This window comes from Arthrobacter sp. 754 (assembly GCF_040548695.1).
In the GTDB taxonomy this organism is placed as follows: domain Bacteria; phylum Actinomycetota; class Actinomycetes; order Actinomycetales; family Micrococcaceae; genus Arthrobacter.
In genome coordinates, this window is record NZ_JBEPSC010000005.1 from 1 (window position 1) to 13,166 (window position 13,166).

The window sequence follows — 13,166 nt, forward strand, 5'->3', positions numbered from 1 at the left end:
GGACTTCATCGAGTACTACAATCACCGCAGGCCCCACACCGCACTCAAAGGCGCCTCACCGATCCACCGCGTCACCAACCAACCGGGTTAGTACATCTAGCCGGCGACGGCGGCGCGCAGCACGATGATCCGGTGCAGCTGCCGCTGCTCCTCCGCCTGGTGCAGCGCGATGTCCCGGCCGCTGAGGATCCGCTGGCGGATAAAGGCCAGCTGGGTGGCGGCCTGCAGGAACGATTTCATCTGCGGCCTGCGGTTGTACCCGGCTGCCCAATGCAAAGCAGTCCGCCTGCCGCGCGGTGTGGCCAGCAGTTCCACCTCGGCCGGGCTGAACCAGCCTGCTGCGGAATATTCAAGGAGTCTCTGGCGGGTGAGCCGGTTTTCCGCGACCCGGAGCAGGATGACCCCGATGACGGCGAGGACAAAGATCGGCACCTGGATGAGGATGTACTCGCCCAGGAAACCCTCGCCCATGCTGTTCCATCTGTTGTGCAGGAGCATCGCCGGGAGCAGCCCCACGAAGAAAGCCGCAACGGAGGCGCCCGAATGCCACCGGCGGGCCGCGAAACCCATGATCAGGCCGGTGGTGCCGGTGAAGATGGCATGCGCAAAAGGTGACATCACGCCGCGGAGCAGGAAGATCTGGGCGAGATCTGTTGCCGGGCTGGCGGACTCTGCGATGGCCCGCCCGAAGTAGAGGATGTTCTCGGTGAAGGCGAAGCCGCCGGCAATGGTGAAGGCAAACACCACACCGTCCACCGGACCGTCGAAGTGCTTCCGCGCCAGCAGCAGGAGCACCAGCAGGCCCAGGGACTTGGCGAACTCCTCCACCACCGGGGCCTGGACCGTGGCCATGTACGTCTGAAGATCCGCCACGTCACTGAACTGGAAGGTCAGCGCAAAGACCGGCTGGATGAGCAGCGTCACCGCAACCGAGACCGCCGCACCCCAGGTAAAGGCAAAAAACAGCAGCCGTTTCGGTTCCGGTTCCCACCGGTCGATCGCATGGACGGTCAGGAGCACGGCGGTCAGCGGAATCAACGACACCACGAACCCCACACCGAAGCCGCCCACGCCGGTGTTCGCCAGCAGGAACGGCACCACCAGGAACAGGCTCAGGAACACCAGGGCGGCACCGCCCACCATCAGTGCCAGCAGGCCGGCCGACCGCATGCGGCCATTCGAGTCCACCCCGCCCTGCAGGGGAGGGCCCACGGACGGAAGGGGAGCGCCCGCGTTGCCGGGAGCCGGCCGGTAGAACCTGGGCTCCACCCGGCCCATCCAGCTGGGGTTGGCCTGCCGGGCCAGGGCCGGCTGTGATCCTGCTGACAGGCCGGGCCGGCCGCCGCCTTCACCGGTATGGCCGGACTCGCCGGAATGGGGCTGCTGAGGGTGCATCGACATACTGGAAAGCCTATTGCGCCGCCGCCGGTGTGGTAATTTTGAAACGCAAATGATCCTTTTTTAATTCCGTCCCGTGAGGCGGGGAAAGGGGAGACAAGAGTTGACTGCTGTCACCAGCGCACCGGTTCCAGCCAGGGTTGTCCTCAACCAGGCGGACATTGACCGTGCACTTACTCGAATCGCCCATGAGATCCTCGAGGCCAATAAAGGGTCCAAAGACCTGGTCCTGCTGGGTATCCCGCGCCGCGGCTACCCGCTGGCAGTCCGGCTGGCACAGAAGATCGCCGCCGCTGATCCCACCGTTGACGCCGCCGCCATTGTCGGCCAGCTGGATGTCACCATGTTCCGCGATGACCTTTCCCATCAGCCCACCAGGCCGCCGCTGCCCACCCAGCTGCCGCGGACCGGGATCGACAACAAAGTTGTGGTGCTGATCGACGACGTCCTCTACTCCGGCCGCACCATCCGCGCCGCCCTCGACGCCCTGATCGACCTCGGCCGGCCGCGCATCGTGAGGCTGGCCGTTCTGATCGACCGCGGCCACCGCGAGCTCCCCATCAGGGCCGACCACGTAGGGAAGAACCTGCCCACCTCGTCCGCTGAGAAGGTCCGGGTCCGGCTGGCGGAAACAGACACCGCCGCCGACGGCTCGCCCATCAATGAAGTGGTCATTGAGGGCGGCGCATGAAACACCTCCTCTCCACCGAAGACCTCAGCCTCACCAACGCCGTCCGCATCCTCGATACCGCCGAGGAAATGGCCGCCGTAGGTGACCGCGAGGTCAAGAAGCTCCCCGCCCTGCGCGGGCGTACCGTGGTGAACCTTTTCTTCGAGGACTCCACCCGCACCCGGATTTCCTTCGAAGCTGCCGCCAAGCGGCTCTCCGCCGACGTCATCAACTTCGCGGCGAAGGGCTCCTCGGTCTCCAAGGGCGAGTCCCTCAAGGACACGGCCCAGACTCTGGCAGCCATGGGGGCGGACGCCGTCGTGATCCGCCACTGGGCATCCGGGGCGCCGCACCGGCTGGCGGCCACCGACTGGATCGACGCCGCAGTCATCAACGCAGGCGACGGCACCCACGAGCACCCCACCCAGGCACTGCTGGACGCCTTCACCATGCGCCGGCACTGGTCCAGGCTGGCCGGAACCGGCTCCACCGGAGCAGACCTGACCGGCATGCGCGTGGCGATCGCAGGCGACGTCCTGCACTCCCGCGTTGCCCGCTCCAACGTCTGGCTGCTCCGGACGCTCGGCGCGGAAGTCACCCTCGTGGCACCGCCCACGCTGCTGCCCATCGGCGTCGAACAATGGCCGTGCAAGGTCAGCTACAACCTGGACGAAACCCTGGAAAAGGGGGTGGACGCGGTGATGATGCTGCGGGTCCAGGGCGAGCGGATGAACGCCTCCTTCTTCCCCTCCACCCGCGAATACTCCAGGCGCTGGGGTTTCGATGACAACCGGCTCCGGACCCTGGACAGCCTGGGGCTGAAGGACACCATCATCATGCACCCCGGCCCCATGAACAGGGGACTGGAGATTTCCGCCGCCGCCGCCGATTCCCCCCGTTCCACCGTGCTCGCGCAGGTGCGCAACGGCGTCTCGGTGCGGATGGCCGCCCTGTACCTGCTGCTCTCCGGGGACACCCGCGAACCAGCTGCCACCGCGGGCGCCGCCCGCACCACTGCAGCCCTCGCGGGCGCCCATTCCACCAAGGAGAGCCACTGATGGCAGAGAACAACGGAACCTACCTGATCCGCGGCGCGGCAGTCCTGGGCTCCGGAGCCGAGGACCTGCTCATCCGGGACGGCGTCATCGCCGCCCGGGGGACCGGCGCAGCAACCAGCCCTGACGTGGCCGGCGCCACGGTGATTGAGGCTGCGGGCCTGGTGGCCCTGCCCGGCATGGTGGACGTGCACACACACCTGCGCGAACCCGGCCGCGAGGACGCCGAAACCGTGGAGACCGGCACCCGTGCCGCCGCACTGGGCGGCTACACCGCCGTGCACGCCATGGCCAACAGCACGCCGGTGGCGGACACCGCCGGCGTGGTGGAACAGGTCTTCAGCCTGGGCCGCGCCGCCGGTTGGGTGGATGTCCGCCCGGTCGGCGCTGTAACGGTGGGCCTTGCCGGGGAGCAGCTCGCAGAGCTCGGCGCCATGGCAGACTCCCGCGCCCGGGTCCGGATGTTCTCCGACGACGGCATCTGCGTCCACGATCCGGTGCTGATGCGCCGTGCGCTGGAGTACGTCAAGGCGTTCGACGGCGTCGTGGCCCAGCACGCGCAGGAACCGCGCCTCACCGCCGGGGCACAGATGAACGAGGGCGAGGTGTCCGCAGTCCTGGGTCTCACCGGCTGGCCGGCCGTTGCTGAGGAAAGCATCATTGCCCGGGACGTCCTGCTGGCCCAGCACGTGAACTCCCGCCTGCACGTCTGCCACGTTTCCACCGCCGGCTCCGTGGAAATCATCCGCTGGGCGAAGCAGCGCGGCATCAACGTCACCGCCGAGGTCACCCCGCACCACCTGCTGCTCACGGACAACCTCGTCCGCAGCTACAACCCCGTCTACAAGGTCAACCCGCCGCTGCGGACGGACGCGGACGTCCAGGCCCTCCGGGCAGGCCTTGCCGACGGCACCATCGACGTAGTGGGAACTGACCACGCGCCGCACCCCAGCGAGCACAAGGAATGCGAGTGGGCGCAGGCCGCGATGGGCATGACCGGGCTGGAAACGGCTTTGTCCGTGGTCCAGCACGCCATGATCGAGACCGGCCTCATGACCTGGGCCGACTTCGCCCGCGTGACCTCCACCGCAGCGGCGCAGATCGGCAGGCTGTCTGATCAGGGCCGCCCCCTCGAAGCCGGCGAGCCCGCCAACATCATTCTTGTGGACCCCGCCGCCCGCTGGACCGTGGATCCCGCCAAGATGGCCACCATGGGACGGAACTCCCCGTTCGCCGGACTGGAGCTGCCGGGCAAGGTGGTGGCCACGTTCTACAAGGGCCACCCCACCGTCCTGGACGGCAAGCTCAACACCCCTTACCGGCATCCGGCCGAGTCAACGGCAGGCGCCGCCTGATGAACAACCAGACCCTCACTTTGGTCATCACCCTGGCGCTGGTCGCCGTCGCGCTGGTCCTGATCGGGATCGGCTGGCGTAACCGCCTCAGGCGGCAGGCCGACGTCGCACCTTTGCCGGCCGTGCCGGAAGCCGCCGGTGTACCGGTTGCCCGCGCGGAGGGCCAGTACGTTGCCTCCACCACGGCAGGAGACTGGCTCGACCGGATCGCCGTGCACGGCCTCGGCCTCCGGACCAACGCTGTCCTCAGCGTCTTCTCCCATGGCGTCCTCTTCGACCGCTCCGGCGCACCCGCGCTCTACATCCCGGCAGCCAGCCTGACCGGGGTCCGGCAGGAAAGCGGAATGGCCGGCAAGTTCGTGGAGAAGGAAGGCCTCCTGGTTCTCACCTGGCACCTCGGGAGCCACGAACTGGATACCGGCTTCCGCACCCGCAGGGCAGCGGACAAAACCGCCCTCGATGACTCCCTTCAGCAATTGATCGCCGCCACCCACCAGGAACATTCCCAGGATCCCCATAGTGGAAAGTAAGACAGTGACAGAAACAGTGACAGCAGACTCAGCGACTTCGGTCCCTTCCACCCCGGCAGCGCTCGTTCTTGAAGACGGCCGCATCTTCCGTGGCACCAGCTACGGCGCGCAGGGCAAGGCACTGGGCGAGGCGGTATTCGCCACCGGCATGACCGGCTACCAGGAAACCATCACGGACCCCTCCTATGCCCGCCAGCTGGTGGTGCAGACTGCGCCGCACATCGGCAACACCGGCGTGAACAGCGACGACGCCGAGTCCCGACGCATTTGGGTGGCCGGCTACATCGTCCGGGACGCCGCGCGCCGCCCGTCCAACTGGCGCTCCGAACGTTCCCTGGACGAGGAACTGGTGGAGCAGGGGATTGTGGGCATCCAGGGCGTGGACACCCGCGCCATCACCCGGCACCTGCGCGAGCACAAGAGCATGCGCGCCGGGGTCTTCTCCGGCGAGGCCGCCCAGGCAACCGAGAAGGAACTCCTGGCCGCTGTCCTGGCGAGTGCCCCGATGGAAGGCTCCCGCCTCGCTGAGGAAGTCAGCGTGGACAAGGCATACGTGGTGGAACCCAAGGACCACGGCTGGGAGGGCGAGCCGCGCTTCAGCATCGCCGCGATCGACCTCGGCATCAAGGCCATGACCCCCGTCCGCTTTGCCGAGCGCGGCGTCCGCGTCCACGTCCTGCCGGCCACCGCCACGCTGGAGGAAGTGAACGCCGTCAACCCGGACGGCTTCTTCATGTCCAACGGCCCCGGCGACCCCGCCACCGCCGACGCGCAGGTCAAGCTGCTGCGCTCGGTCCTGGATGAGAAGCTCCCGTACTTCGGCATCTGCTTCGGCAACCAGATCCTGGGCCGCGCACTGGGCTTCGGCACCTACAAGCTCCGCTACGGCCACCGCGGCATCAACCAGCCCGTGCTGGACCGGCGCACCGGCAAGGTGGAGATCACCTCCCAGAACCACGGTTTCGCCGTGGACGCACCGCTCGACGGCGCCACCCAGGCTCCGGAGGAGCGCTACGGCCGGGTGGAGGTCAGCCACATCAGCCTGAACGACGACGTCGTCGAGGGCCTTGCCTGCCTGGACATCCCCGCCTTCTCGGTCCAGTACCACCCGGAAGCGGCCGCCGGCCCGCACGACGCCGCGTACCTGTTCGACCGTTTCATCGACCTCATGGCAGAGACCAAAGCAGCCGTTGCCGGCGCGCAGAACACCACCGACTCCAAGACTGAGGACAAGAAGTAATGCCCAAGAGAACTGACCTTAAGAGCGTCCTGGTCATCGGCTCCGGCCCGATCGTCATCGGCCAGGCCGCCGAATTCGACTACTCCGGAACCCAGGCACTGCGTGTCCTCAAGGAGGAGGGCCTGCGGGTCATCCTGGTGAACTCCAACCCCGCCACCATCATGACGGACCCCGAGTTCGCCGACGCCACCTACATCGAGCCCATCACCCCCGAGGTGGTGGAGAAGATCATCGCCAAGGAGCGGCCGGACGCCATCCTGCCCACCCTGGGCGGGCAGACTGCACTGAACACCGCCATCGCCCTGGACAAGAACGGTGTGCTGGCGAAGTACAACGTCGAACTCATCGGCGCGAACATCGCTGCGATCGAGCTCGGCGAGGACCGCGAAAAGTTCAAGGGCGTGGTGGAACGCTGCGGCGCCGAATCGGCCCGCAGCCACATCATCCACACCATCGACGAGGCCCTCAAAGCCGCCGAAGACCTCGGCTACCCGATGGTGGTCCGGCCCTCCTTCACCATGGGCGGCCTCGGCTCCGGCCTGGCCTACGACGAAGGCGACCTCCGCCGCATCGTCGGACAGGGCCTGCAGTACAGCCCCACCTCCGAGGTCCTGCTCGAAGAGAGCATCCTCGGCTGGAAGGAATACGAGCTCGAGATGATGCGGGACAAGAACGACAACGTGGTTGTCGTCTGTTCCATCGAAAACTTCGATCCCGTAGGCGTCCACACCGGCGACTCCATCACCGTCGCCCCTGCCCTGACGCTTACGGACCGCGAATACCAGCGGCTGCGCGACATCTCCATCGCCGTCATCCGGGAAGTGGGCGTGGACACCGGCGGCTGCAACATCCAGTTCGCCGTCGAGCCGGACACCGGCCGCGTGGTGGTCATCGAGATGAACCCGCGCGTATCGCGGTCCTCGGCACTGGCGTCCAAGGCCACCGGCTTCGCCATCGCCAAGATCGCCACCAAGCTCTCGCTCGGTTACACCCTGGACGAGATCCCGAACGACATCACGCAGAAGACGCCCGCGTCCTTCGAGCCCACCCTGGACTATGTGGTGGTCAAGGTTCCGCGTTTCGCATTCGAGAAGTTCCCGGCCGCCGACGACACCCTCACCACCACCATGAAGTCGGTGGGCGAGGCCATGGCGATGGGCCGCAACTTCACCGAGGCGCTGCAGAAAGCCCTCCGTTCCCTGGAACAGAAGGGTTCCCAGCTGGACTTCAGCTCCGTTCCCGAATGGGAAGTCGCGGAGCTCATCGAGAAGTCCAAACGGCCCACCACCGAGCGCCTGCACCAGGTGCAGCGTGCCCTCCTGGGCGGCGCCAGTGTTGAGGAGCTTTTCGAAGCCACCAAGATCGACCCCTGGTACCTGGACCAGCTCCAGCTCCTGAACGAGATCTCCCACGAGATCCGCCAGGCCGGTTCCCTGACTGTGGAGATGCTCAAGCGGGCCAAGCGCCACGGCTTCTCCGACGAGCAGATCGGCGCCCTGACCCACAACTCCGAGGCAGTGGTCCGCGGCGTCCGCCAGGCCCTGGGCATCCGTCCGGTCTACAAGACGGTGGACACCTGTGCCGCCGAGTTCGCCGCCTACACGCCGTACCACTACTCCTCCTACGACGAGGAGGATGAGGTTGCGCTGCACGCCAAGCCTTCCATCCTGATCCTCGGCTCCGGCCCCAACCGCATCGGCCAGGGCATCGAGTTCGATTACTCCTGCGTCCACGCCTCAATGGCACTGCGCAAGGCCGGCTACGAGACCGTCATGGTCAACTGCAACCCGGAAACCGTCTCCACCGACTACGACGTCTCCACCCGCCTGTACTTCGAGCCGCTGACGCTTGAGGACGTCCTGGAGGTCATCGCGGCCGAGGAACGTACCGGCGGCGTGATGGGAGTGTTTGTGCAGCTGGGCGGCCAGACCCCGCTGAAGCTTGCCCAGCAGTTGGCCGACGCCGGTGTGCCCATCCTCGGCACGTCCCCGGAAGCGATCGACCTCGCCGAGCACCGCGGCGAATTCTCCCGCGTCCTGGACAACGCCGGGCTGATCTCCCCGAAGAACGGCACCGCTGTCTCCTTCGAGGACGCCAAGAAGATCGCTGACGAGATCGGCTACCCCGTCCTGGTCCGTCCGTCCTACGTCCTCGGCGGCCGCGGCATGGAGATCGTGTACGACGAGCCGAACCTTTCCCGCTACATCGCCAACGCCACCGAGATCACCCCGGACCACCCGGTCCTGATCGACCGGTTCCTCGAAGATGCCGTCGAAATCGACGTCGACGCACTCTTCGACGGCACGGACATGTACCTCGGCGGCATCATGGAGCACATCGAGGAAGCCGGTATCCACTCCGGTGACTCCGCCTGCGTCCTGCCTCCCATCACGCTGGGCAACAACGTCCTGGAACGCGTCCGCACCGCCACCAGGGCCATTGCCGAGGGCGTGGGCGTACGCGGCCTGATCAACATCCAGTTCGCCCTGGCCTCCGACGTCCTGTACGTCCTGGAAGCCAACCCGCGTGCCTCCCGCACCGTGCCGTTCGTCTCCAAGGCAACCGGCGTCCAGATGGCCAAGGCCGCCGCCCTGATCGGCACCGGCGTCACCATCCACCAGCTCCGGACCGCCTACAAGATGCTGCCGGAAACCGGCGACGGCTCCACGCTGCCGCTGGACGCGCCGGTCTCGGTCAAAGAAGCTGTCCTGCCGTTCAGCCGCTTCCGCACACTGGAGGGCAAGGTGGTGGACTCGCTGCTCGGCCCCGAAATGCGCTCCACCGGCGAAGTGATGGGCATCGACAAGCACTTCGACACCGCCTTCGCCAAGAGCCAGGCCGCCGCCAACAACGCGCTGCCCACCGAAGGCAAGATCTTTGTCTCGGTGGCCAACCGGGACAAGCGCTCAGTCATCATGGGCGTCAAGCGGCTCTCCGATCTCGGCTTCGAGATCGTCTCCACCGGCGGCACCGCCGATGTCCTGCGCCGCAACGGCATCCAGGCCACCCCGGTCCGCAAGGTCGCCGAGGGGAGCAGTGCCGAGGGCGAAGGAACCATCGCGGACCTGGTCATTGCCGGCGAGATCGACATGGTTTTCAACACCCCGTCCGGCGGCGAAGCCCGCAGCGACGGCTACGAACTCCGGGCCGCCGCCACGTCCATCGGCATTCCCTGCATCACCACGGTGGCCGAGTTCAACGCGGCCGTCCAGGCAATCGAGGCCATGCGCACCTACGAGTGGTCAGTGACCAGCCTGCAGGAGCACGCTGCGGCGCTGACCGCCTCGCAGCATGCGGCCGCGCAGAACGCCGCTTCGCAGACTGCGGCCCTCGATTCAGCGGTTTCGCAGAATGCCTGAGTCCGGCGCAACTGGAACCGCCGCCGGGTCCGGCACTGCCGGCCGGGAGTCCTTTGGCTCCCGGCTCGGCGCCGCCATGGCCGCCCGCGGTCCGCTCTGCGTGGGCATCGACCCCCACCCGGCGCTGCTCAAGGCATGGGGACTGGACGACGACGCCGCCGGCCTGCGGCGTTTCTCGCTGACGGTCCTGGAGGCCGTAGGTTCCCTCGCTGCCGCGGTGAAGCCGCAGGTGGCGCTCTACGAACGCCACGGATCAGCCGGAATGGCCGTCCTGGAGGAACTCCTTGCCGAGGCGCGGGACGGCTCGGTGCTTACCATCGCCGACGCCAAGCGCGGCGACATCGGCTCCACCATGGCCGCCTACGCGGACGCCTGGCTCCGGGACAGTTCACCGCTCGCGGCGGATTCGGTGACCCTCAGCCCTTACCTGGGCTTCGAGTCCCTGAGGCCTGCGCTGGACCTCGCTGCCGAGACCGGCCGCGGAGTGTTCGTCCTGGCACTGACCTCCAACCCGGAGGGCGCATCCGTGCAGCACGTGGGCGGAGCCGATTCCGTGGCCCGGCGGGTCGTCGAGGCAGCCGCTGCCGAGAACCTGCGATATTCCGGTGCGCTGGGCTCGGTAGGCCTTGTTGTGGGAGCCACGGTGGGATCGGCGCTTTCCGACCTGCAGGTGGATCTGGGAGCCGTCCGCGGTCCCATCCTGGCCCCCGGACTGGGTGCCCAGGGTGCAACACCGTCGGACCTCCGCAGGACATTCGGCGATGCATACCCGCAGGTCCTGGGAACCTCCAGCCGGGATATCCTGGCAGCCGGTCCCGGCCTGCGCGGGCTCCAGGAAGCAGCGCTGCGGACCCTGGACGGCCTCCGGGGCGAATAGGCGCCGGTTCCCGGGATGCATTGATTCGCCGACCCCCAAGGGGTAGGTTTCTGGACAAGTCCAATGGCGGCCGCCTTGGATGCATCCGTCACACCGGGGGTGTCCTCTATGAGCCTGCGACCCTTATCCGCGTCGGAACGCACAGCTGCCCTGCAGAAGGCCGCGGCTGCCCGTGCAGCCAGGGCTGCGGTCAAGGAAAGGCTCAAGAACGGCCAGACCTCCGCGGCGGACATCATCAGCTCGGCCGCCGCTGACGATGCCCTGGCCCGGATGCGGGTGGCGGAGCTGCTTGAAGCCCTGCCCGGCATCGGCAAGGTCCGGGCAGCGGCCATCATGGAGCAGCTGGGAATCGCGGCTTCCCGGCGGGTCCGGGGACTGGGCATTCACCAGCGCCAGGCGCTGGTAGATTTTATAGACGAGAAGTAGGGGCGTGCCACGGTCCGCCCCACCCGAACTCCGGCACAAAGGAATACGTGAGCAAGAAACCGGGACTGACAGTCCTCGCAGGTCCGACGGCTGTTGGCAAAGGCACCGTATCCACCTACATCCGGGATAACTACCCCGAAGTCTGGCTTTCAGTATCGGCCACCACCCGCGCACCCCGGCCGGGGGAGCAGGACGGCGTCCACTACTTCTTCAAGTCAAAGGAAGAGTTTGACTCGCTGGTGGCAGCCGGCGAGTTGCTCGAGTGGGCCGTAGTCCACGGCCAGAACACCTACGGCACGCTGAAGAGCACCGTCAAGCAGGCCATCGCCGACGGCAAGTCCGTCCTGCTGGAGATTGACCTGCAGGGCGCCCGGCAGGTCAAAGCGGCCGTCCCCGATGCACAATTCATCTTCCTCGCCCCGCCCAGTTGGGACGAAATGGTGCGCCGGCTCGTGGGCCGCGGCACCGAAACGGCCGACGAACAGCGGCAACGGCTGGAAACCGCTAAACTAGAACTTGCCGCTGAACCGGAGTTTGACCACACCGTCATCAATGATGACGTTCGCCGGGCAGCGGACGAGCTTGTTTCACTCATGGGGCTGACACCGCACCCGCACTAGCTGCCGGTACCGTTCAGCCCGTTAGAATTTGGAGAATTCGTGTCCACGAACCTTGAAGGCATCATCAACCCGCCGATCGACTCACTGCTTGAGGCAGCTGATTCCAAGTACGGCCTGGTGATCTTCGGCGCCAAGCGTGCACGCCAGATCAACGCTTACTACGCCCAGCTGCACGAGGGCCTGTTCGAGTACGTCGGCCCGCTGGTCGACACCAAGCTGAACGAGAAGTCGCTGTCCATCGCCCTGCGCGAGATCAACGAAGGCAAGCTCGTTTCCACGCCGATCGAACACGCAGAGTAACGCAGCGGTCCATTAACGAGACCACACAGACTCACCTGTTGACGGAGATCACGTGCGCATAGTCCTCGGAGTCGGGGGAGGGATTGCCGCCTACAAGGTGGCTTCGCTCCTCCGGCTTTTTACTGAAGCCGGGCATGACGTCACCGTGATCCCCACCGACGCCGCCACCCGCTTTGTCGGTGTCGCCACCTGGGAAGCCCTGTCCGGCAACCCGGTGACCAACAGCGTCTTTGACGAAGTCCATCAGGTCAACCACGTCAAGCTCGGGCACGAGGCCGATCTCATCGTGGTTGCCCCTGCCACAGCTGATCTGCTGGCACGTGCGGCCACAGGCCAGGCCAACGACCTCCTCACCAACACGCTGCTGATGGCACGGGGACCCGTACTCTTTGCACCCGCCATGCACACCGAGATGTGGCAGCATGCCGCCACCCGGGCGAATGTGGAGACCCTGCGGGGCAGGGGAGTGGCGGTGCTGGAGCCGGCCAGCGGACGGCTGACCGGCGCCGACTCAGGTCCCGGCCGCCTGCCGGAGCCCGAAGCCATCTTCGATGCCGCCATGGCCCTAGCCCAGGGCAAGCCGGACTACCAGCTTCCCCTCGCCGGAAAGACGGTCACCATCAGCGCCGGCGGCACACGTGAACCCTTGGACCCCGTGCGCTTCCTGGGCAACAGGTCCTCCGGCAAGCAGGGCGTCGCGTTGGCCATTGCCGCGCGCAACGCCGGCGCCACTGTGCGGCTGCTCGCCGCCCATATGGAGGTACCGCCCCCTGCCGGCGTGGACGTTGTGACAGTGGAAACTGCCCTGCAGTTGCGCGAAGCTGCGCTGGCCGCGGCAGCCGATTCCGACGTCGTCATCATGGCCGCTGCCGTCGCGGACTTCCGTCCCGCGGAGATCTCCGGGACAAAGATCAAGAAGCGTGAGGATACTGCTGATCCGGTGATTACGCTGGTCCGCAACCCCGATATCCTGCATGAGCTCGTGGAACTGCGCGGCCAGGCCCTGGAACATGACTCAGTCCGCCGCAACCAACTGATCATCGGGTTCGCCGCCGAGACAGGTGACGGGCAGGGCGACGTCCTCGCCTACGCGGAGGCAAAGCTCAAGCGCAAGGGCTGTGACCTCCTGGTCCTCAACCACGTGGGCACGGACAAGGTCTTCGGCCAGGACACCAACTCCGTAGTCATCCTGGCCCGCTCCGGCGCCGAACCACAACTGGCCGCCGGCACCAAGACCGAGGTTTCGGCCGCCATCATTAACCGGATCGGCTTCGAGCTGAACCGCGTTTCGCCCCGCGCCTGACGCCAGGACCGGCAAGGGTTCCTTAGCACAGGG

The 13,166-nt window shown here is 66.7% G+C and carries 12 protein-coding genes; 11 read left to right on the forward strand and 1 reads right to left on the reverse strand.

All coding sequences use genetic code 11. The annotated features are described in order from the left end of the window. Positions 1 to 96 precede the first annotated feature (96 nt). The gene (locus ABIA70_RS14780; RefSeq protein WP_354148330.1) at positions 97 to 1,401 is read right to left on the reverse strand and encodes a PrsW family intramembrane metalloprotease; all 1,305 of its coding nucleotides are present in this window, start codon (positions 1,399 to 1,401) and stop codon (positions 97 to 99) included. 100 nt (positions 1,402 to 1,501) lie between these two features. Here ABIA70_RS14780 and pyrR point away from each other — a divergent pair, with 100 nt between their 5' ends. The 11 genes from pyrR (at position 1,502) to coaBC (ending at position 13,133) form a co-directional block, all read left to right on the forward strand. Further along, positions 1,502 to 2,089: a bifunctional pyr operon transcriptional regulator/uracil phosphoribosyltransferase PyrR gene (gene pyrR, locus ABIA70_RS14785; protein ID WP_354148331.1), complete on the forward strand. Its 588-nt coding sequence runs from the start codon at positions 1,502 to 1,504 to the stop codon at positions 2,087 to 2,089. Beyond that, on the forward strand, positions 2,086 to 3,126 hold the full coding sequence (locus ABIA70_RS14790) for an aspartate carbamoyltransferase catalytic subunit (protein WP_354148332.1): 1,041 nt from the start codon (positions 2,086 to 2,088) through the stop codon (positions 3,124 to 3,126). Before pyrR ends, ABIA70_RS14790 begins: the two co-directional genes overlap by 4 nt. Beyond that, entirely contained in the window at positions 3,126 to 4,478 is a 1,353-nt protein-coding gene (locus ABIA70_RS14795; RefSeq protein ID WP_354148333.1) for a dihydroorotase, read from the forward strand. The genes ABIA70_RS14790 and ABIA70_RS14795 overlap by 1 nt, the downstream gene beginning before the upstream one ends. Next, a complete protein-coding gene (locus ABIA70_RS14800) occupies positions 4,478 to 5,008 on the forward strand; it encodes a PH-like domain-containing protein (RefSeq protein WP_354148334.1) in 531 nt (176 codons plus the stop codon). The genes ABIA70_RS14795 and ABIA70_RS14800 overlap by 1 nt, the downstream gene beginning before the upstream one ends. Beyond that, positions 4,989 to 6,248 carry a glutamine-hydrolyzing carbamoyl-phosphate synthase small subunit gene (gene carA, locus ABIA70_RS14805; protein WP_354148692.1) on the forward strand — a complete coding sequence of 420 codons (1,260 nt, stop codon included), beginning with the start codon at positions 4,989 to 4,991 and terminating at the stop codon, positions 6,246 to 6,248. The genes ABIA70_RS14800 and carA overlap by 20 nt, the downstream gene beginning before the upstream one ends. Then, positions 6,248 to 9,607, forward strand: coding sequence for a carbamoyl-phosphate synthase large subunit (gene carB / locus ABIA70_RS14810; protein WP_354148335.1), 3,360 nt, complete (start codon positions 6,248 to 6,250; stop codon positions 9,605 to 9,607). Before carA ends, carB begins: the two co-directional genes overlap by 1 nt. Continuing rightward, complete coding sequence (gene pyrF, locus ABIA70_RS14815; RefSeq protein WP_354148336.1) at positions 9,600 to 10,484, forward strand: orotidine-5'-phosphate decarboxylase; 885 nt, start codon at positions 9,600 to 9,602, stop codon at positions 10,482 to 10,484. Before carB ends, pyrF begins: the two co-directional genes overlap by 8 nt. Before the next feature lie 108 nt (positions 10,485 to 10,592). Then, complete coding sequence (gene mihF, locus ABIA70_RS14820) at positions 10,593 to 10,910, forward strand: integration host factor, actinobacterial type (protein WP_354148337.1); 318 nt, start codon at positions 10,593 to 10,595, stop codon at positions 10,908 to 10,910. A 47-nt stretch (positions 10,911 to 10,957) separates the two neighbouring features. Continuing rightward, entirely contained in the window at positions 10,958 to 11,530 is a 573-nt protein-coding gene (gene gmk / locus ABIA70_RS14825) for a guanylate kinase (protein WP_354148338.1), read from the forward strand. Between the two features lie 39 nt (positions 11,531 to 11,569). Continuing rightward, complete coding sequence (rpoZ, locus tag ABIA70_RS14830) at positions 11,570 to 11,830, forward strand: DNA-directed RNA polymerase subunit omega (RefSeq protein WP_354148339.1); 261 nt, start codon at positions 11,570 to 11,572, stop codon at positions 11,828 to 11,830. A gap of 52 nt (positions 11,831 to 11,882) precedes the next feature. Then, complete coding sequence (gene coaBC, locus ABIA70_RS14835) at positions 11,883 to 13,133, forward strand: bifunctional phosphopantothenoylcysteine decarboxylase/phosphopantothenate--cysteine ligase CoaBC (RefSeq protein WP_354148340.1); 1,251 nt, start codon at positions 11,883 to 11,885, stop codon at positions 13,131 to 13,133. Positions 13,134 to 13,166 lie beyond the last annotated feature (33 nt).

Excerpts from the sequence above, each read along its gene's own strand:
- ABIA70_RS14780 (WP_354148330.1), bottom strand. The coding sequence starts at position 1,401 with ATGTCGATGCACCCTCAGCAGCCCCATTCCGGCGAGTCCGGCCATACC.
- ABIA70_RS14790 (WP_354148332.1), top strand. The coding sequence starts at position 2,086 with ATGAAACACCTCCTCTCCACCGAAGACCTCAGCCTCACCAACGCCGTC.
- ABIA70_RS14795 (WP_354148333.1), top strand. The coding sequence starts at position 3,126 with ATGGCAGAGAACAACGGAACCTACCTGATCCGCGGCGCGGCAGTCCTG.
- ABIA70_RS14800 (WP_354148334.1), top strand. The coding sequence starts at position 4,478 with ATGAACAACCAGACCCTCACTTTGGTCATCACCCTGGCGCTGGTCGCC.
- carB (WP_354148335.1), top strand. The coding sequence starts at position 6,248 with ATGCCCAAGAGAACTGACCTTAAGAGCGTCCTGGTCATCGGCTCCGGC.
- pyrF (WP_354148336.1), top strand. The coding sequence starts at position 9,600 with ATGCCTGAGTCCGGCGCAACTGGAACCGCCGCCGGGTCCGGCACTGCC.
- mihF (WP_354148337.1), top strand. The coding sequence starts at position 10,593 with ATGAGCCTGCGACCCTTATCCGCGTCGGAACGCACAGCTGCCCTGCAG.